Below are 19,867 nucleotides of genomic sequence, written 5' to 3'. Positions count from 1 at the left end.
TACAAGGAGCACTACACCATGACAAAGATGCGCGTTGTTGATGCCATTGTCTTGATTCTGGAAAAAGAAGGAGCCACCGAGGCCTTCGGGCTGCCCGGGGCCGCCATCAACCCCCTGTACTCCGCCATGCAGAAGCGCGGAACCATCCGCCACACGCTGGCCCGCCACGTCGAGGGCGCCAGCCACATGGCCGACGGCTACTCGCGGGCCACCGGCAAGATCGGGCTGTGCCTGGGCACCTCCGGTCCCGCCGGCACCGACATGATCACCGGGCTCTACGCCGCGATCGCCGACTCCATCCCGATGCTCTGCATCACCGGACAGGCCCCGACCGACAAGCTGCACAAGGAAGACTTCCAGGCCGTGGACATCGAGTCCATCGCCAAGCCCGTCACCAAGTACGCAGTGACCATCCTGGAACCGGGCCAGGTCCCCGGCACCTTCGCCAAGGCCTTCCAGATCATGCGCTCGGCACGTCCGGGCCCGGTCCTGCTGGACCTGCCGATCAACGTGCAGATGGCCGAGATCGAATTCGACATCGACGCCTACGAGCCGCTGACTCCGGACAAGCCCGCGGCAACCCGCGGCCAGGCCGAGAAGGTCCTGGACCTGCTGGTGGCTTCCAAGCACCCGATGATCATTGCCGGGGGCGGCGTCATCAACGCCAACGCCTCGGCCAAGCTCGTCGAGCTGGCCGAACTGCTGAACGTGCCGGTCTCCCCGACCCTGATGGGCTGGGGCACCATTCCCGATGACCACCGCCTGCAGTCGGGCATGGTCGGCATCCAGACCCACACCCGCTACGGCAACGTCTCCTTCCTGGCCTCCGACTTCGTGCTGGGCCTGGGCAACCGCTGGGCCAACCGCCACACCGGCGGCCTGGACACGTACCGCAAGGGCCGCACTTTCGTGCACATCGACATCGAGGGCACCCAGATCGGCCGGGTCTTTTCCCCGGACTTGGGCATCATCTCCGATGCAGGGGCGGCCATCGACCAGCTGCTGGCAGCCGCCCGCGACCGCAAGGCCGCAGGCTCCCTGCCGGACTACTCGGCCTGGGCCGACGAATGCACCGCCCGCAAGGGAACGCTGCACCGCAAGACCAACTTCGAGAACATGCCGATCAAGCCGCAGCGCGTGTACCAGGAAATGAATGCAGCCTTCGGCAAGGACACCACGTACGTGTCCACCATCGGCCTGAGCCAGATCGCCGGCGCGCAGATGCTGCACGTCTACGGCCCGCGCCAGTGGATCAACGCAGGACAGGCAGGCCCGCTGGGCTGGACCGGTCCCGCGGCCCTCGGCGTAGTGCGCGGCAAGCCGAACTCCACCGTCGTTGCGCTCTCCGGCGACTACGATTTCCAGTTCATGATCGAGGAGCTGGCCGTCGGCGCGCAGTTCAAGCTGCCCTACATCCACGTGGTGGTCAACAACTCCTACCTGGGCCTGATCCGCCAGTCGCAGCGCCCCTTCGAGATGGATTACCACGTCTCGCTGGGCTTCGAAAACATCAACTCCCCGGAAACCAACGGCTACGGCGTGGACCACGTCAAGGTCGCCGAGGGACTGGGCTGCAAGGCAGTGCGTGTCGACGATCCCTCCAAGCTGGCCGAGGGCTTCGCCGAGGCAGGTCGCCTGGCCGCCGAGTTCCAGGTGCCCGTCGTCGTCGAGGTCATCCTCGAGCGTGTGACAAACATCGCCATGGGTGCTGAACTGGATGCAGTCAACGAGTTCGAGGACCTGGCCACTGCGGCGGCCGACGCCCCCACGGCGCTGACGCCGTTGGAAGCATCGCACGGCGTCCACGCCGGCGCATCGGTCTAGGCAAGAACAACGAGAGGAGGCGGCACACCATGTTGGTAGTAGTGGCACCGGACAAGTTCAAGGGATCGCTCACCGGCGCGCAGGTTGCCGCCGCCATCGAAGCGGGGGTGCGCGCCGCAATGCCCCAGGCGCGCATTCTCGCGGTGCCCGTGGCCGACGGCGGGGAGGGAACCCTCGCCGCCGCGGTGCAATGCGGCTTCGAGCAACACCACGCCCTCGTTTCCGGCCCCACCGGGGAAAAGGTGCGTGCTGCCTTCGGGCTCAAGGGCGAGGTCGCGGTCGTGGAGATGGCCGAGGCCTCGGGCCTGGACCTGCTGCCGGGCGGCACCCTGGATGCCCTCGGGGCAACCAGCTACGGCACCGGGGAACTAATCGCCGCGGCACTGGATGCCGGTGCCACCCAGATCATCCTCGGCGTGGGCGGAAGCGCCTGCACCGACGGCGGGGCGGGCATGCTCCAGGGGCTCGGCGCCCGGCTGCTTGATGCCCAGGGCAACGAACTGCCCCGAGGCGGCGGGGCCCTGGCCTCCCTGGCGCGGGTTGACCTCTCCGGGCTCGATACCCGTCTCGCCACCGCCTCCTTCACGCTCGCGGCCGATGTGGAGAACCCGCTCACCGGTTCCAACGGCGCCGCCCAAGTCTTCGCCCCGCAGAAGGGAGCAAGCCCGGAGCAGGTCAAGCACCTTGACGCGGCACTGGGCCGCTGGGCAATGGTCCTGGGCAACGGGCTTGGCACCGAGAGCATCAACACGCTCGCCGCTTCGCCGGGTGCCGGCGCCGCCGGCGGGGTGGGCTTCGCCGCCCTGGCGGTGCTGGGTGCCACCCGGCGCCGCGGCATCGACGTGGTGCTGGAACTGACCGGCCTTCAGGAAGCCCTGGCCGGGGCGGTTGCGGTGTTCACCGGCGAGGGCAGCCTGGACACCCAGTCGCTGGAGGGCAAGACCCCGGTGGGTGTGGCCCAGCTGGCGGCCGCCCACGGCATTCCCGTCTACGCAATTTGTGGACGCAACCAACTTTCCACCGAGCAGGCAACCGCCGCGGGATTCACCGCAGTGCGATCGCTGCTCGAGCTGGAACCAGATGTTGCCCGTTGCATGAGCGAGGGTGGATCACTTGTGCAACGGGCGGCAACCCAACTGGCCGTCGAATTCCTGGCCACCCACGCGGCCAACGCGTAACCCCCGGGCACCACCACATTTTTCCAACGCACGAGACGTAAGGACGAGATCATGGGCAACACCGAGCTCACCGAGGCAACGACGCCACGGACGGAAGCAAATTCAGGCGCGGACTTCGACCTGGTGGTCCGTGGCGAGCGGATCGTCACGAGCGCCGGAACCGTCGCCCGTGAAATCGGCATCCGCGACGGCAAGATCGTCGCCATCGAGCCGCTGGGCAACAACCTCTCCGGCGCGCGGGTCATCGAGCTCAGTGCCGAAGAGGTGCTGATCCCGGGACTGGTCGACACCCACGTGCACGTCAATGAGCCGGGCCGCACCGAGTGGGAGGGCTTCGAGTCCGCCACCAAGGCCGCGGCAGCCGGCGGAGTGACCACCATCGTGGACATGCCGCTGAACTCGATCCCGCCGACAGTCAACGTCGAGGCGCTGGAACTCAAGCAGGACGCGGCCCGGAGAAAGGCCTTCGTGGACGTCGGATTCTGGGGAGGCGCGATCCCGGGCAACAAGTCCGAGCTGCGCAAGCTCCACGACGCGGGCGTCTTCGGCTTCAAGTGCTTCCTGCTCCACTCCGGCGTCGAGGAATTCCCGTACCTCGAACCCGACGAGATGGAAGAGGACATGACCGAGATCGTCTCCTTCGACTCGATGATGCTGGTCCACGCCGAGGATTCGCGCGCCATCGACCGCGCGCCGAACGCCGAGGGCGACCACTATGACCGGTTCCTGGCCTCCCGTCCGCGCGGCGCCGAGAACGTTGCCGTGGCCGAGGTCATCGAGCGCGCCCGCTGGACCGGGGTCCGCGCCCACATCCTGCACCTGTCCTCCTCCGACGCGCTGCCGATGATCGCCAGCGCCAAGCGCGACGGCGTGAAGCTGACGGTGGAGACCTGCCCGCACTACCTCACGCTGCTGGCCGAGGAAATCCCGAACGGCGCCACCGCCTTCAAGTGCTGCCCGCCGATCCGCGAGGCATCCAACCGCGAACTGCTCTGGAAGGGCCTGGAGGACGGGATCATCGACTGCATCGTCTCGGACCACTCGCCCTCGACACTGGATTTGAAGGACATCGAGAACGGCGACTTCGGCGTGGCCTGGGGCGGGGTTGCCTCGCTGCAGCTGGGCCTCGCGCTGATCTGGACCGAGGCCAAACGCCGCGGAATCAAGCTCGAGACAGTGCTGGACTGGATGTCCAAGCGTCCGGCGGAAATCGCCGGGCTGCACCACAAGGGTGCGATCGCGCTGGGCAACGACGCGGACTTCGCGTTCTTCGGCCCCGACGACAGTTTCGTGGTGGACGTGCACAAGCTGCACCACAAGAACCCGATCTCGCCGTACCAGGGCAAGGTGCTCGCGGGCAAGGTCCGCCGGACCTTCGTGCGCGGCACCGAGGTCGATTTCAAGACCCCGCAGGGCAAGCTGATCCGCCGCGGCGAGGTCTAAGCCGCAGAATCGCCACCAACTTCCGGGCCGCCTCGGCTTCCCCCGCTTCCTCCAACATGTCTCTTTGGTCAGTGATCATGTTGGAAGTTCGAGGGGTTGCCGGGGCGGCCCGGTGCTTTAAAACCGGGGCGGCCTGCCAATCGCTTTATCCAAGCGTTTTACTATATGCTTGTCTGATGCGGGTTTGCACCACGCATCGCACCACATCGACGTGGAGCTGAACAAACTTCGAGCCAAGGGGGAGTAGCCATGGCGTGGACAAGCAGGGCAACCGACCCTTCCTCGGCCCCGCGGGAACGCGACCCGGGGCGGGTGTCAGCGACGCTGAACTGGAAGCGGGTCAACTGCCTGGGGATGGGGCTGACTGCCGCGCTCACAGGCGCGACCCTATTCGTCCTTGCGGGCAATGGCCATGGCGGTCTGGACGAATTCCGGATGATCAATACCCTGCTCCTGGTGGCCTTCAGTTTCGTGGCGCTGACCGCGGTATTCAGCGCACTCGGGTCGAAGTTCCTCGGCCTGACGTCCCGCTGCACCTGCATGCTCGCCGTGGGTTTGGCGTGGATGTTCTCGGTCCCACTGGCTGCGTGGATCAACATGGGCGGGGCAACCGCAGAGGCCTTCGAGATTGACCTGGGCGACTGGGCCTGGGCACTGCTCCCCGCACTTCTCTACGCGATTTCCATCGGAATCACGGCCTTGGCAAGGGACAAAAGCCCGGCCTAGGCGCGCGGCGCCGCTACCTGGATTCGATGCCCGGCACCCCTGCCGGCACCTCGCGCCAGGTGCGCTTTGTGTGGCGCGCGGTCCAGTAGCTGGATACCTCGATCCTGCGCTGCTCGATGTCCCAATGCGAGACCAGCTTGCGGATGTCGCGCACGGAGCTGCGCTCGCCAAGGGCCAGGAACTCCACGCGGCCGTGCGGGGCCGGCAACCCACGCAGTGCATCGAGCAGCAGGGTGCTGGTGGCCGCGGGCTCGCCGTCGCGGTGGAGCCAGGTGAGTTGCACATTCAGCGGAAGATCGAACTCCTGCTCGTCTTCGGCTCCCTCTACCTGGAGGAAGACCTGCCCCGCCGCAGTGCGCGGCAGCATTTCCAGGGCCGCGGAGATCGCCGGGATCGCCGATTCGTCCCCGACGTAGAGGTGCTGCTCGGCCTTCGGGTCGGGCCGGAACTTTCCCTTGGGCTTGGAGAGCACCAATAGATCTCCCGGTTTCGCATCCGCGGCCCAGGCGGCTGCAGGTCCGGCGGGTTCGTGGATGAAGAAATCGATGGACAGTTCCCGGGCCACCGGGTCGTGGCGGCGGATCGTGTAGGACCGGGAGACCGGGAGGTCCTCGCGACGCAGCGATTTGCGCAGGGCGCGCATGTCGTAGGGCGGGAGAAGCCCGAGGGCGGGGTTCGCGAAGTGCAGCTTGACGTGCTGGTCGGCCGCGCCGTTGGACTCGAAGTCGTCGAAGCCCTCCCCGCCGGCGACGATCCGCAGCATGCTGCGGCTGGGCCTTTCCACGCGCAGGACCTCCATCACGATCTGGGATCCGCTCATCCGCTGCGTGGATTCAGGCGCGGGTCCACGGGCCGGCCCCGACGCGACGGGAGCCCCGATGGCATCGGTGGCTTGGTATCGCTCCCTCGGAACCGCTAGCCGGGATCCGGCCTTGCGCACGGCCTTGGTGGCGGCCGCGTATGCCGCCCTGCCGCCGGCCTTCTGGGCGTCGCGGAGCACCGCTTTGCGCAACGCCTTGGAGAGCTTGGTTCCACCATGCCTGGCCGCTCGTTTCAACTTCCTTTTGGCGGCCTTTCGCCCGGCCCTGCGGCCGGCTTCCACGGCGGCCTCGAAGACCCGGGCATGCTCCGCGGCAAGGGAAAGTGGCATGGCCGCGGACTTGCGGCACTTCTTGTGGTGCGACATGGCTTGGGTCCTCTCGGCCGACGGGTGCGTGGGCATTGCCTCTACCTCGAGTCTGGCCCGAATGCCCGGTGGACACAAGCAATCGGCCGGTCGGCGCCGCGCGCGGGCCCGGGGTGTTGGGGGAGTGCTTCTCAGCCGTTGCGCAACCGCTGAAGCACCAAGGCCAGGGCTGGCCAGGCACTGCGGCCCCGGCGCGTCCGGACATAGGCGCGCAGGTGCAGGTCGGGATTCTGCAGCGGCAGGATGGTGATCCCCTCCCGCCGCGGGCGGTCCTCCGGAAGCAGCCCCACCCCCAGCCCCGCGAGAATCAGGTCCTCGACCAGGTCCAGGCTGTCTGATTGGTGGCGCAGGGTAGGTTCGAACCCTGCCATCGAGGAGACGAGCCGCAGCACCGTCTCGTCGGCGATGTTGCGGGAGTTCCCGATCCAATCGTGGTCCCGGAAGACGGAGAAGACCGCCGCGGCGTCCGGCATCTCTGCGGTCGCCGCGAACCGCTGTGCCTCGGTGGTCGGCACGCCCAGCCCCCACGGGGTGCTCCACAGCGGCAGGGTTTCGATGTCCGAGCCGACCTCGTCCGGGGCGAGGTTGTAGTCGTAGGTCAGGGCCAGGTCGAGATCGTCAGTGGCCAGCAGCTTCAGCGCCTCCGCCGGTTCGTGCTCGAGAACGACGATTCGCACCCTGGGGTGGTGCTCGGCCAGTTCCCCGATGATCGGCATCAGCGTCCTGCGGATAGCGGTGGCAAACCCTGCCACCCGCAGCGTTCCCGAGGGCTCGGCCCCGGAGTCCAGATCCAGCCGGGCGGCGTCGACGGCGGCGAGGATGGTCTGCGCGTGCTCGGCCAGCCGGCGCCCCGCCGGGGTGAGCCGCACCCCGCGCCCGTCGGGCTCCAACAGCCGGGTGCCGGTCTCCCTGGCGAGCTGGGCGATCTGCTGGGAAACGGTCGAGGTCGTGGTGCCCAAGATGTCAGCAACCCCGCGCATCGACCCCATGCGTGAGAGTTCATAGAGGTACTGCAGACGCCTGGTTTCCATGTTCACCATTGTGCAGGATTGGCGAACGATATGTTGATGATTCTCGCGTGGACATGGACGGCGCCTTTCCGATCTACTGGTAACCATGAGTCCAACACCGGCCCCCTCCACCAGTTCCGCCTCCATCGGCTCGATGATGGCGTTTGCCGCGATGGGCTGCGTCCAGCTGGGCCTGGCCGCGTCGATCGGGCTGGCCGGAACCCTGGGATCCGAGGGTGTCGCCTGGCTGCGCCTGGCCTGGGCCGCTGTCATCCTGGTGGCCATCGCGCGGCCGTGGAGGCTGAAGTTCAGCCGTGCCACGCTGGGGATCTGTGCCCTGCTCGGCCTGGCCACCGCCGGCATGACGGTGGGGTTCATGAAGGCCGTGGAAACGATCCCGCTGGGCACCGCGAGCGCCCTGGAATTCATGGGCCCGCTGGCCGTCGCCATCATCCAGGGACGGGGCGCCGGCCGCTGGTGGGCGCTGGTCGCCGCCGCCGGGGTGCTCGGGCTGACCGAACCCTGGCACGGGGCCGCGGATTTGACCGGTGTGCTTTTCGCCCTGGGTGGCGCGGGGTGCTGGGCCGCCTATGTGCTGCTCACCCAGCGCGCCGGGGACGCTGTCGATGGCATCGGTGCCCTGGCCATTTCGATGCCCGTCGCAGCCCTGGCTGCAACGCTCGTGGTCGGCCCGAGCGCGATCGGGCGCCTGGACGTGCAGTTGCTGGCAATCGGTTTCGCACTCGCACTGCTGTTGCCGGTGATTCCGTTCAGCCTCGAGTTGCTGGCGCTGCGCCGGCTGACCACCGCGGCGTTCGGCACGCTGATGTGCCTGGAGCCGGCCATCGCCATGGTCGTCGGGTTCCTGATCCTGCACCAGGTCCCGCGCCCCGCCGCGATCGCGGGCATCGTGATGGTCATCATTGCCGGCATCGGAGCCACGCGCACCGGACGGCGCGACCCTGCGCAGTCAGAGAGGTCCGTGGATCAGCCAGCATCAACCATTGCGGGGAAAGTGGATTCCCTCCGGTAGATGCCAGTCGTTTCCATCGCTCGTGTCGCGAATACGTCCCGTGTATGGAGCCTACGATAAGGATCATTGCACTGGTGAGTATTCACTGCCGGATCGTCACCTAGTCAACCCTTACTCCCGCCGCTTAACGTGCGCTCCATGGATTCGCCGCTAAGGTCTCATACTGATTTGAGAAGAGCATTCGGGGAGAGCAATTGCAAATCCACGTGTCAGTAGCTCACCAAGGAATTCGGCGCGGAGTCCGTGGAGTTGTACCTGTCGGAAAAGTCATTGGATGAGGTTCCTGCCTTGCTAATCGCCAGCGGGGAACTCTTGGGAATTGGCTCCGAACCTACAGGGTAGAGGGCCCAGTGGCCGGTGGAATCGTCCAACCATGAGAATCTGCAGCGGATGCTGGCGGCGGCGAAGCGAGACAACGATTTTTGGAAGTCTCCATCGCCCTAGAAACCGATTCCGTTAAGTGATGGAGTGTGTCCCCAACGCGGACCCCATCCGCCGCAGAGACCTGTGTACAGATGGTGTCGAAGTGAGGGACGAGCATGCGGCGGAAAGCCCGAATGGCGGCTCCGCATTGCCTGCTGACGGGAACTTCAGACGGCCACATACAGCCAGCGTGGCGATCCAAGGAAGCTGTTTTGTCGTTAGCGTCTGCAACTGACCCAGACTTGGTAGTCTTCGTCCTTATGCACTAGCATCCTGCCGAGATTCCCTTCCTGCGCCAGCCAAATGGCTGCACCATCCCAGGTGATGTCCTCGACAATTCCTCGTCGTATAGGAACTTCTTGGCGGCGGATTTGTACGGGCATCCCCAGCAGGGCGCGCCAGTCATCGACCAGTCGAACAGTATCTTTGTCCGCGTGTGGATTCCAAGAAGCTCCCCCCAGCACGGGCGTTACCCTGTGATTTTCCGATCGCTTAATGGTGGTGGCAATCTCACCTACAACACCAAAAGATGTTTCATCGACTTGTCCCTTTCTCACTCCTCGGCTCCGTTCGTCCGTTTGGGCGACAAGAACCCATGCCCGGACTTTGCTCCGAGATGCCCAGCCTCGACAAGCCGGCGCAAATTACTTGGTACAACCAGTGCCGGGTCGCGGGACTCCGCGTACATGGCGTCGGCGGCCGCGCACACCACATCCAAGCCAATGAAGTCCGACAGTTCCAGCGGTCCCATCGGATGGCCGCACCCGAGCCGCATACTCGCATCGATACTTTCAGCATCCGCATAACCACTGTCGAGCATGCGTGCCGCGGCAAGCAGGAGCGGTATGAGCAGGGCATTCACCAAGAATCCGGGACGGTCCCCGATGACGATCGGGCTCTTTCCCAATAAGGACTCCACAAAGTGTCGCGTCGCCGCCACACTCGAGTCATTGCTGTGAACGGTTCGCACAACTTCCACCAGCGGCATGCGTGCCACCGGGTTGAAAAAGTGCAGTCCCACGAATCGGGAGGGGTTCCTCAATGCCCTGGCCAGCCTGGTGATCGGGATGGAAGAGGTGTTGCTGGCGATGACGGCAGAATGGGACACGTGGTCCTCAATCGATGCCAATACGGCCAGTTTGATTTCGAGGATTTCCGGAACAGCCTCGATGACCAGTTGGCAATCGGACAGGGATGCAGGGGTCTCCACCGGATCAAGGAGTGCCAACAAAACGGAAACTTCCTGGGCTGAAAGGTGCCCCCGGTCCACCGAGCGATTCATGCTGCTCTCGATGTGCTTCCGGGCTTGGCTTAAGGCGTTCGAGGAGGAATCGCGAAGGACAACCCGGACGCCTGCCCGCAGAACGCTCTCCGCGATGCCACGCCCCATTGTCCCCGAGCCGACGACCCCGACGGCTGTTAGGGCGCTCAATTGGCATCCCACCTACGGAAGAGGGCGGCGATGGCCTGCCCGCCCCCAATGCAGAGCGTTGCGATGCCGTATTCAAGCTCTCGCCGCTGCAGGTCCTTGGCCACCCGAAGCGCCAGGATTGCCCCGGTGGCACCGACCGGGTGGCCCAGGGCGATGGCCCCACCATACGGATTCGTGGTTTCCGGGTCGAGACCCGCGTCGCGGATGACTGCCACCGCCTGGGCGGCAAAGGCCTCATTCAGTTCGACTGTGCCGATGTCGCTGGGATTCAGGCCCGTCTCCGCGAACAGTTTTTGGAGGGCAAGCGTCGGGGCATAGCCCATAAGGGCTGGGTCGATGCCGGCAACTGAGACATGTTCGAGTGTGGCGAGTGCACTCAGTCCACGATTGCGCAGGGTGGTTTCACGCATCATCACGAGTGCGGCGGCTCCGTCGTTGATGCCCGACGAGTTGCCGGCGGTGACTGATCCCTCACGTCGGAAGGCAGGGCGCAGGCTACTCAGGCTGGCCAGCGTCGTGTCGGGACGGGGGTGCTCGTCGTCGGCGATGGTCGCAGGGTTCCTGCCCAGTACCTTCACCGGCACAATTTCCTCGGTGAAAGCCATCCGCGCGGCGTTTGTGGCCGCTCGTCGCTGGCTTTCCAGCGCGAACTCGTCCTGCTCGACACGGCTGACGCCGTACTTATCGGCGACGTTCTCGGCGGTGATGCCCATGTGCTCGTTGCTGAAGGGGTCCGTCAGCATTGCGAGGGTTCCGTCGACATGGGTGCGGTCGCCCAGCCGGCCGTTGGAACGTGAGTCGAAGTCAAGGAACGGCATGCGGGACATCGATTCGTTGCCCCCGGCGACGACGATGTCGGTGGAGCCCCAGCGCAACTGCTGCGCTCCCGACCAAACCGCCTGCAGCCCGCTGCCGCAAAGCCGGTTTATGGTCATTGCGGTGGCGGACGGCGATACACCTGCGGCAAGGGCAACTCTCCGCGCGTTGTAGGCGTCGGGCCCGACCTGGCCGACGCAGCCCATGACGACTTCGTCCACGTCCTGCGCGTCGATTCCGGCGCGCTCGAGGGCGGCGGTGGCTGCGATGGCCCCCAGCTCGTGGGCCGGCAGGGACATCAATGCCCCGCCGTACCTGCCCACTGGCGTCCTGGCGCCATCAACTATGACAATCTTTTCCTGCGACATTGTTTCTCGTTTCTCGTCTGTCCGCCGTTGCGGCGGGGCTTGGACTGGGGGTGCTACGGAATTGTCAGCCGGCGATTTCGCGGCCGAGCAGCTGCCGGGCAATGATCCACTTCTGGATCTCGTTGGCACCTTCGTAGATTTCGGTGACCTTGCTGTCGCGATAGAGCGCCTCAACGGGACTCGTCGTTCCATCGGCACCGAGCTCCTGGGTGAATCCGAGTCCGCCAAAGAGCTGGACCGCGTCCCGGGAGATCTCCACGGCCAGCGAAGTGCCGGCCACCTTCGCCATGGCCGCCTCGGGTTCCGGAACGGCGACGCCCTTGTCCATCCGCAGTGCGGCCTTGATATACAGCGACCGGGCGGCCTCGAGTTCGATGGCCCGGTCCGCCATGAGGAATTGCCAGTGCTGGAAGCGGCCGAGTTTCTCCCCGAACGCCTCGCGCGTGCACAGCCGGTCGGTCATGTGGTCGAAGGCCGCCTGGGCCATGCCCACCCCGGCAGCGGCAATGGCGATACGCCCGTAGGTGAGCATCGAGAGAGCGATCTTCAGCCCCGACCCCTCCGCCCCGAGCAGCGCGCTGTCGGGCAGGTCCACGTCATTAAGCAGGACGTCTGCGGTCAATTGACCCTTGTTGCCGAGCTTCCGGTCCGCGCGGCCCACGGTCACGCCCTCCGTGGTGGCCGGGACGATAAACATCGACAGGCGCTCCCCGGTGCGGGCCAGCACGAGGATAACGTCCGCCACGGGGGCATTGGTGATCCACCGTTTGTGGCCCTGAAGCCGCCAACCGGTGGCGGTACGCGTCCCCACGGTCTGCACGGACTGCGGGCTCAGGTCGCTGGAGGAGCCGGGCTCGCTGGTGGCGAAAGCCCCAATGATTTCCCCACGGATCAGCGGCCGGAGCCACTGCTGCCGTTGATCGGGCGAGCCCTGGTTCAACGCCGTTCCGGCCAGCACACAGTGGACGTCGTAGATCGCGGCCACCGAGTTGGACCGGTAGGCCAGTTCCTCGATGGCCGCCGCGGTGGCCGAGGCGGGTCGTTCCAAGCCCAGGCCGCCAATATCGGCGGGGAACGCGATGCGGAAGAGGTCTTCGCGGGCCATGGCGTCGAAGACGTCGGTGGGAAAGCCGTCGTCCACCTCGTCTCCTGTCGCGATCCGGTTGGCCGCGGGGGCGACAACTGCGTCGGCGAAACGACGCACCCGCGCACGGACTTCCAGGGTTTCCTCGGTGGAAAGCAGATCATGGTAGAGGCGGTCGGCCTGCCGGGCGGGTTTGTGCACGGCATTGGCGGTCGTCGTGGTGGTCATTGGTAACTCCTGGTGCTGGTGGGGCAAAGTGGGTGGTCGTGTCAATTGCCGGTGTAGCCGGCATCGGGGTGGATGGTGCTTCCGGTGACGTAGGAAGCCAGGTCGGAAACGAGCCAGAGTGAGGCCTGGGCGACTTCGTCGGGGGTGCCAAGCCGGTTGAGCAGGCTCATTGTCGGGGCGATGTCGGCTGCCGTCTGACCACGTCGGGCCAACGATGCCGCAAGCATGGGCGTATCGATGGCACCGGGGGCGACGCAGTTGACGCGGATGTTCCGCGCGCCGTTTTCCATGGCAGCTACCTTGGTCAGTGCGACAACGCCGTGTTTGGCGGCCACGTACGCCGCCGCATTGGGCTGCCCGCTAAATCCGCGGACCGATGAGACATTGACGATGGATCCGCCGCCGCCCTGCTTGATGAGCTGCCGCAGCTCGAACTTCAACGACAGCGCGACGCCCTTGAGATTGACCCCCATCAACCGATCCCAGTAGTCCTCGTCGAATTCGGACAGTGGGGCGACATCGGGGGTGATGGCCGCGTTGTTCACGGCGACGTCCAGTCGGCCGTAGGCGGCGACGACTGCATCCACCATGGTCTCCACCTGTTCCGACCGGGACACGTCGACCTTGACGTAGCAGGCGGAACCCCCCTCCGCTTCGATTTCGGCGACTGTCCTTTCGCCTGCCTCCTCATTGAGGTCGGCCACGGCCACGCGGGCCCCTGCTCCGGCCAAGAGCCTGGCCGTCGCCGCGCCCATGCCCATGCCGGCGCCCGTCACCAGGGCCACCTTGTCCTGCAGTATCGGATACGTCATGGTGTGCTCGTTTCATGGGGGCGTCGACTAGCGGAAGGACGGGAGGACTTCGTTCTTGAACAGTTCGAGGGTACGAAGGACCTGTTCCTGGCCCATCTCGTACCACTGCATGCGCAGCACGATGTAGGTCAGGCCTTGCGCCTCCAGCTCTTTGAGCGCAACCACGGCCGAGGCCGGGTCGGAGAACAGATAGGAGGCGTCGGCGGTCTGTTCCGCCGCCTGGTCCGAGGCCAGGTGGGCGTAGTTCCCGGTCTGGTCCGGCGCGTTGTATTTGGCGTACTCGCGGCTCAGTGCATTGCGGGCCCCGAGCCCGATCGAGCGCGCCCGGTCGGGCTCGGGGTCCAGTACCAGCTCGCGGCGGACCACGAACTCGGAGGCCGGGCCCAGGGCGAGGCGCTCGCGTTCGGCCCGGTAGTGCCCCAGCACGACCTCAAGCTTCTCGGGCGAGGTATGCGGGGGCACGATCCAGGCGTCTCCGAGCCGGGCGGCCCGCTCCGCGCCCTTGCGGTGGGCGCCGGCCCCGATCCAGATCGGCGGTCCGCCGGGCTGGACCGGGGCGAGGCTGATCCGCTCGTCGTCGAGCTGGAAGTGCCGACCGGCGAAGCTGGTGCGTTCCCCGCTCCAGAGCTGGCGCACCAACTGGATGCCCTCCTCGAAGCGTCCGATGCGCTCCTCCATGGGCACGCCGAAGGACTTGAACTCGTTTTCGCGGTACCCCATCCCGAAACCGGCGATCGCGTTGCCGTTGGTGAGGTGGTCCAGCGTGGAGAATTCCTCTGCCGCCCCGACGGGATGGCGCAGCGGCAGGATGTACATGTTGGTGCCCAGCTTCATGTCGCCGGCGTCCTGCGACAGCGCCGAAAGCAGGTGCACCGGCTGCAGGGTGGGCATCCCGCCCAGATAGTGCTGCAGCACCCAGAGTGAGTCGATGCCGGCCTCGCGCGCGGCGCGGACCTGTTCGCGCAGCATCGAGATGCGGCTTGCGGGCACCACGTCCTGCGGAAAGTCGTTCATCAGGGCCAGCCCGAATTTCAGTGCCATGTGCTTACTCCTTGGTGGGTGGGGTCAGGACCAGCGCGGCGTCGACAATCACGGCGCCTCCGGTCGGGGTGTCTGCTACGATCACGGGATTCAGGTCCGCCTGTGCCAACCAGTCCGAGGCCGCGAACAGCTCCGAGAAACCGACAATGATCTCGATCAGGGCGTCCCTGTCGTACCGGGTGCCGCGGTGGCCGCGGAGCAGCCGGCCCACCGCGAGCCCGTCGAGTGCCGCCCCGGCTTCCTCCCGGGTGAGCGGACACAGACGGAAGACGACGTCATCGACGAGTTCGGCCAGCACGCCACCCGCACCGACCATCACCAGCGGGCCGAACCGGGGGTCGCGGATCCCGCCGACGATGACCTCGGTACCCCGGTGGAGCTCGGCAAGCAGCAGTCCCTCGGACTCCAGGTCACGGCCCGCAACGATCTCCGCGAAGCCCTTGAGGGCTTGATCGAGCTCGGCCTTATCGCGCAGCCCAACCCTCACCAGACCCAGGTCGGACTTGTGCACCACACCGGCGCAGAGCTGCTTGGCCACCAGCGGGAAGCCAAGGTCGGCCGCCGCGCCTGCCGCGTGCGCGGCAGCGACCGTGTCGGCGAGCAGGACCTCTCGGGAGACCGGCAAACCCTGCCGGCGCAGGAAGGTCTTGGCCTGGTGTTCGGTGGGTAGTTCGGGCAATTCCGCCGGGCGCGGAACCACGGTGGCCGCGCCGCGTGCCGTCGGGGCTTTCGCGGCCGTGGCACGCAGGTCCGACCAGCGGGCGAGATTGGACAGGGCGATGAGGGCGGCATCCACCGAGCCGAAGTGCGAGGATTTTCCGGCCGCGAGAACCGCTTCCCCGTGCTGGGTCAGGTTGGCGGCAGTCCACGCCGAAATGACGGTCGGCTTCACGCTGGCCTGCGCGGCGGTGATGAATCCCGGCAGCAGCCGCTGTGCATCGTGCGGCCCCCACGTGGGGATGGCGTAAAGCACCATGTCGAACTCGGGGGCACGCTCGAGTTCGCGGAGCACCCCGGCCAGGTATCCGGCATTGCCAATGACCTGGCCGGTCAGATCCAGGGGATTGCCGGGTGTGCCGAAGCGCATGTCGCCGGAGAGGGCATCGATGGTCTGCGCGGAGAGCGCCGGGACCCGGAGGCCGAGTTCGCTGGCGCGGTCGGCGGCGTAGCTGCATTCCCCTCCCGAGGGGGACACGATCAGGATCCTGTTCGAGGCCGGCGGTTCCATCCTGGACAACAGGTCGGCGCTGTCGATCAGCGCGTCGATCGAGTCGACCTCGAGGACGCCGAGCTGTTCCATGACGTTGCCAAACACCCGGTGCGAACCTGCCAGGGCCCCGGTGTGGCTGAGCGAACTGCGGGCCCCCGCCTCCGAACGGCCCGCCTTGAGTGCCAGCACGGGCTTGCCCGCGCGATGCGCCTTGGCAACGGCCGCGGCAAACGCCGGGACGTCGCGCAATTCCTCGACGAACAGGGCGATCACCATGGTGTGTTCGTCGTCGGCAAGCGCGTCGACCAGGTCCGCCACGTCGACATCGGCCTCGTTGCCGACGCTGACGACGCCGCGGATCCCGATGCCCCGGCCCTGGGCCCGGTTAAACAGGTTCACCGCCATGCCGCCGCTTTGGCTGACGATGGAGATGCTCCCGGGGGTAAAGACGTCGGTGATGTTCAGCGTCGGACATGCCACGATGTTGTCGATCACGTTCACCGTGCCGATGCAGTTTGGCCCGAGCAGCCGGCTTCCGCCGGCCCGCGTGAGGTCCACGAGTTCCGCCTGCCGCGCCGCTCCCTGCTCTCCGTCCTCGGCGAAGCCGGCCGAGCAGACGGTGATGACCTTGACCCCTGCGTCGACGCAGTCGCGGACGGCATCGGTTACGAGGTCGCCGCGGACCAGCAGGATCGCGGCGTCGACCGGCTGGCCGATGTGTCCCACGCTCGGGTAGCACGGCAGGCCGGCCAGCTCGGTGTGCCGGGGATTGACCGGGTAGATGCTGCCCGAGTAGCCGGTCCGCAGGAGGTTGGTGAGGCTGCGGGAGGAGTACCCGCCCTCGTTGGAGGAAGCGCCGATGATGGCAATGGAGCGCGGCGCGAGCAGCGCGCCCAGGTCAAGCGCCGGGCGCCCGAGCGCCCGGGGCGCCGTTTCCGTGTTCATCGGTCGTCCGCTTCTGCGCCCGTGCCGGCACCCACCGGGACGAGCGGGGCCGGATCCCGCAGGAGCTTGGCCAGCGCATAGGCCTGGCGGGTGGCGAACACCAAGCGGCGCGGGGCGAAGGCATCGCCCAGAAGGTGGATATCGCCTCGAAGACCGTGCAGTTCCTCGAACAGGGAGCTCTCCGCGACCCCGCCACAGGCCAGCACCACCGAGTCAAATCCTTCCACCTGCTCTTCCACCCCGGAATACACATTGCGCGTGGTGAGGCTTCCGGCGGCGATGGAGGTGACTTCCTCCATGAAGCGGAACTGCACCCCATTGGTGCCAAGCCGGCCCAAGATGGCCCCGACGATGTAGCGGCCGAGCAGCTGGGCCGGTCCGTTCGTGGCGTAGATGATCCGGACCTGGTGGCCGCGGGAACTGAGGTGGTCGGCCACGGCGAGCGGCGGCATGTGGTCGTCCTGGGCAATGATGACGACACGCTTTCCGGGAACGGACACGCCGGTGAGGACATCGCGGATTTCCAGGACGGATTCATCTTGCGCGCCCGGGATGTCCGGCCTGCGGGCCGAGGCGCCGGTGGCCACCGCCACGACGTCGGACTCCTCGGCGAGGACGTTTTCGAAAGTGGCCGCGCGGTTGAGCCGGATCTCGACACCCAGTGAGGCAAGGCGGTTCCTCTGCCAGTCCAGGTACTTGCCGAAGCGCTCGTGCCGCGGCGCGGCCGCAGCGATGCGCAGTTGGCCGCCGAGCTCCGGCTGCGCTTCCCAGAGTTCGACCCTGTGTCCGCTTTCGGCCGCCAGGCCGGCAAGTTCCAGCCCGGCGGGGCCGCCGCCGACCACCAGCAGGCGCCGGGGGCCGGGGGAGTGGAGCCAAGGGCCGTCGATCTCGTTGCTGGTGTGCGGATTCACCGCGCAGCCGAACGGCAGCCCGTCCACATAGCGCCTGTTGATGCATTCGTTGCCGCCGACACAGGGACGGATCTCCGCGGTTCGGCCCGCGGCCGCCTTCGCCAGAAGCTCGCCGTCGGCGATGTGCGCCCGGGCCATGCCGACCACGTCCGCGTTGCCGGCAGCCAAGATGGCCTCGGCGGTTTCCGGGGAGTCGACCAGCCCGGTGTAGACGATGGGCAGCGCGACGGCGCGCTTGAGGTTTCCGGCAAGCTCCGACCACTGCCCCGCGTCGAAGAAATGCGGCTGGATGTAGCTGGGATTGCCCCAGGGAGTGCCCACCACAGCGTGGATGAAGTCGATCAATCCGGTGGCTTCGAGGTACTGGGCGATCTCGATGCCCGCCTCGGCGTCGTATCCCCCCGGTGACTCCTCCTTGAGGTTCAGCCGCACCCCGACCGCCATGGAGTCTCCGACCGCGTCGCGGATCGCCGTCAGCACTTCGACGACAAACCGGGCCCGGTTTTCCAGCGAGCCGCCGTAGGCGTCCTGGCGGTGGTTGGTCAGGGGAGAGAGGAACCATTCGAGCATGTCGTCGTGGTTGACGTGCAATTCGATGCCGTCGAGCCCCGCCCGCCGTGCCTGGCCCGCGGAGAACCCGTACTCCCTGACGAACCAGGCGATTTCGCGGGTCGTGAGCACGTGAGGCAACTGGTTTGTGACGGGGGAGCTCAGTCGGGCGGAGGGGGCGTGCGGGAATCCGCCGATCATGGTCATTTGGCACGTCACCACCGCCCCGGCGGCGTGCAGCGTCTCGGTGGCCCGCTGCACCCGGTCCACGAAATGAGGCAACCGAAAGTAGCCGTTGGTTTCCGCACTGACGCCCGAGGGCTCGAAGCCGGGGATGAACCGGTTGCGGATGCGTCCGGTGATGCCGCCTACCCAGGCCACACCGGCCTTGGCCCGAGACTCGAGGTAGGCAATCGCCCGGTCGGCCTCGTTCTCGTCTGTACTCCAGAAGTTGCCGATGGCCGAATTGTGCGGAGGCATCATGACCCGGTTGCGCAGTTGCATCGGCCCCAAGTCAATGGGCGAGAACAAGTGCGTGAAAGCCGACGGGGCTACGTCTTCCAATTGTTGGTCATGATTCATATAGTTAACTTAGATCCCCGGTCGGGAGTGGTCAAGGCCGGGTGTGGACGGGGCCACCCGTCCGCGGGGGCCTGAGCCGGGTTCCATCCATGTGCATATACTCTTGGTGGCCGCCCGGAAGGGGCGCATCCAAGAGTCCAGGTATACCTACGTTTGGAGTTGGCATGTCGTCAGTTGGCGTCAGTGTGGAAGAAAGCGGAGGAGTTGTCCGCATCAGGCTCGAGCGTCCGGAGCGGCGCAACGCCTACGACCTCGATATGGCCAATGCCATGATCGAGGGGCTGCACTCCGCTTCGCGGGCGGAGGCCGTGGTGATCACCGGCAGCGGCGGATCATTTTGTGCTGGCGGTGCGCTCGGACAGTTGAGCGATCCGGATCCGGAGGAATTGCGGGACTTGTTCACCACCTCGTTGCGCCTGGTCGACGCCATCCGGGCATGCCCGCGGCCGGTTATTGCAGCGGTGGACGGGGCTGCGGCCGGGGGTGGCAACGAGCTTGTTATCGCCTGCGACTTCGCCATTGCCACCCAGCGTTCCACCTTCGGCCAGACCGGCCCGAAGGTCGGCTCCGCGCCGGTGCTCGGGGCCACGAACCTGGCCGCAATCCAGATCGGTGAGAAGCGCTCCAAGGAGATGTCCTTCATGTGTCGGCGCTACAGTGCCGAGCAGGCCTACGTGATGGGCCTGGTCAACGAGGTGGTCCCGGACGGAGGGCTCGACGAGGGCGTCGACCGCTGGCTGGCCGAGATCCACGAGCTCAGCCCGCGCTACCTGGAGATTGCCAAGGTCAGTTCCAACTTGTGGTGGAACGCCTCGAAGGACAATATGCAAGCGGGGCTCGAATCCCTCATCCAGGCGATCGGCAGCGAGGACATGCGGGAGGGTGCCCAGGCCTTCCTGGAGAAGCGCAAGCCCCGCTTCCGCGAGGCCCGCCGACCCGTGGGCACGGCCTGACGCCTGCGGCGTCCCCTCTTCCGCGCTTTTCGGAGCCGGAAGAGGGGGCTTTGCTTTTGGCTCCGAATCTAGGATAATGAATACAACAGACAGTCGGAATTGCCACCTGAGGC

Annotated in this window: 16 protein-coding genes; 6 read left to right on the top strand and 10 right to left on the bottom strand. The window is 66.5% G+C overall.

Annotation, left to right across the window (positions count from 1 at the left end):
* Positions 1 to 18 precede the first annotated feature (18 nt).
* From gcl to ACLQ7E_RS11840, 4 genes are all read left to right on the top strand, one after another.
* On the top strand, positions 19 to 1,824 hold the full coding sequence (gene gcl, locus ACLQ7E_RS11855; RefSeq protein ID WP_411732780.1) for a glyoxylate carboligase: 1,806 nt from the start codon (positions 19 to 21) through the stop codon (positions 1,822 to 1,824).
* Positions 1,825 to 1,853: 29 nt separating this feature from the next.
* Positions 1,854 to 3,002, top strand: coding sequence for a glycerate kinase (locus ACLQ7E_RS11850; RefSeq protein WP_411732779.1), 1,149 nt, complete (start codon positions 1,854 to 1,856; stop codon positions 3,000 to 3,002).
* A 51-nt stretch (positions 3,003 to 3,053) separates the two neighbouring features.
* The gene (gene allB / locus ACLQ7E_RS11845) at positions 3,054 to 4,445 is read left to right on the top strand and encodes an allantoinase AllB (protein WP_411732778.1); all 1,392 of its coding nucleotides are present in this window, start codon (positions 3,054 to 3,056) and stop codon (positions 4,443 to 4,445) included.
* A 249-nt stretch (positions 4,446 to 4,694) separates the two neighbouring features.
* Positions 4,695 to 5,171, top strand: a complete 477-nt coding sequence (locus ACLQ7E_RS11840; protein ID WP_411732777.1) for a hypothetical protein — start codon at positions 4,695 to 4,697, stop codon at positions 5,169 to 5,171.
* A gap of 13 nt (positions 5,172 to 5,184) precedes the next feature.
* On the opposite strand, the gene ACLQ7E_RS11835 is transcribed toward ACLQ7E_RS11840, so the two are convergent.
* Both ACLQ7E_RS11835 and ACLQ7E_RS11830 read right to left on the bottom strand, forming a co-directional pair.
* Positions 5,185 to 6,357: a siderophore-interacting protein gene (locus ACLQ7E_RS11835; protein WP_411732776.1), complete on the bottom strand. Its 1,173-nt coding sequence runs from the start codon at positions 6,355 to 6,357 to the stop codon at positions 5,185 to 5,187.
* A 131-nt stretch (positions 6,358 to 6,488) separates the two neighbouring features.
* A complete protein-coding gene (locus ACLQ7E_RS11830) occupies positions 6,489 to 7,388 on the bottom strand; it encodes a LysR family transcriptional regulator (protein ID WP_411732775.1) in 900 nt (299 codons plus the stop codon).
* Positions 7,389 to 7,473: 85 nt separating this feature from the next.
* On the opposite strand from ACLQ7E_RS11830, the gene ACLQ7E_RS11825 reads away from it, so the two are divergent.
* Positions 7,474 to 8,400, top strand: coding sequence for an EamA family transporter (locus tag ACLQ7E_RS11825; RefSeq protein WP_411732774.1), 927 nt, complete (start codon positions 7,474 to 7,476; stop codon positions 8,398 to 8,400).
* 641 nt (positions 8,401 to 9,041) lie between these two features.
* Here ACLQ7E_RS11825 and ACLQ7E_RS11820 read toward each other — a convergent pair.
* From ACLQ7E_RS11820 to ACLQ7E_RS11785, 8 genes are all read right to left on the bottom strand, one after another.
* Positions 9,042 to 9,380: a hypothetical protein gene (locus tag ACLQ7E_RS11820; protein WP_411732773.1), complete on the bottom strand. Its 339-nt coding sequence runs from the start codon at positions 9,378 to 9,380 to the stop codon at positions 9,042 to 9,044.
* Positions 9,377 to 10,267 carry a 3-hydroxyacyl-CoA dehydrogenase family protein gene (locus ACLQ7E_RS11815; RefSeq protein WP_411732772.1) on the bottom strand — a complete coding sequence of 297 codons (891 nt, stop codon included), beginning with the start codon at positions 10,265 to 10,267 and terminating at the stop codon, positions 9,377 to 9,379. The genes ACLQ7E_RS11820 and ACLQ7E_RS11815 overlap by 4 nt, the downstream gene beginning before the upstream one ends.
* The gene (locus ACLQ7E_RS11810) at positions 10,252 to 11,439 is read right to left on the bottom strand and encodes a thiolase family protein (RefSeq protein WP_411732771.1); all 1,188 of its coding nucleotides are present in this window, start codon (positions 11,437 to 11,439) and stop codon (positions 10,252 to 10,254) included. Before ACLQ7E_RS11810 ends, ACLQ7E_RS11815 begins: the two co-directional genes overlap by 16 nt.
* 64 nt (positions 11,440 to 11,503) lie before the next feature.
* The gene (locus ACLQ7E_RS11805; protein WP_411732770.1) at positions 11,504 to 12,751 is read right to left on the bottom strand and encodes an acyl-CoA dehydrogenase family protein; all 1,248 of its coding nucleotides are present in this window, start codon (positions 12,749 to 12,751) and stop codon (positions 11,504 to 11,506) included.
* Positions 12,752 to 12,792: 41 nt separating this feature from the next.
* The gene (locus ACLQ7E_RS11800; RefSeq protein WP_411732769.1) at positions 12,793 to 13,563 is read right to left on the bottom strand and encodes an SDR family NAD(P)-dependent oxidoreductase; all 771 of its coding nucleotides are present in this window, start codon (positions 13,561 to 13,563) and stop codon (positions 12,793 to 12,795) included.
* Between the two features lie 27 nt (positions 13,564 to 13,590).
* Positions 13,591 to 14,604, bottom strand: a complete 1,014-nt coding sequence (locus tag ACLQ7E_RS11795) for an LLM class flavin-dependent oxidoreductase (RefSeq protein ID WP_411732768.1) — start codon at positions 14,602 to 14,604, stop codon at positions 13,591 to 13,593.
* 4 nt (positions 14,605 to 14,608) lie between these two features.
* A complete protein-coding gene (locus tag ACLQ7E_RS11790; protein WP_411732767.1) occupies positions 14,609 to 16,759 on the bottom strand; it encodes an acetate--CoA ligase family protein in 2,151 nt (716 codons plus the stop codon).
* Positions 16,756 to 18,801, bottom strand: a complete 2,046-nt coding sequence (locus ACLQ7E_RS11785) for an FAD-dependent oxidoreductase (RefSeq protein WP_411732766.1) — start codon at positions 18,799 to 18,801, stop codon at positions 16,756 to 16,758. The genes ACLQ7E_RS11790 and ACLQ7E_RS11785 overlap by 4 nt, the downstream gene beginning before the upstream one ends.
* 164 nt (positions 18,802 to 18,965) lie before the next feature.
* Between ACLQ7E_RS11785 and ACLQ7E_RS11780 the strand changes: the two genes are divergently transcribed.
* Positions 18,966 to 19,754, top strand: coding sequence for an enoyl-CoA hydratase/isomerase family protein (locus tag ACLQ7E_RS11780; RefSeq protein WP_411732765.1), 789 nt, complete (start codon positions 18,966 to 18,968; stop codon positions 19,752 to 19,754).
* Positions 19,755 to 19,867 lie beyond the last annotated feature (113 nt).

The organism is Paeniglutamicibacter sp. (assembly GCF_046714615.1).
Classification (GTDB): domain Bacteria; phylum Actinomycetota; class Actinomycetes; order Actinomycetales; family Micrococcaceae; genus Paeniglutamicibacter.
This window is presented reverse-complemented; position numbering and strand designations above follow the sequence as displayed.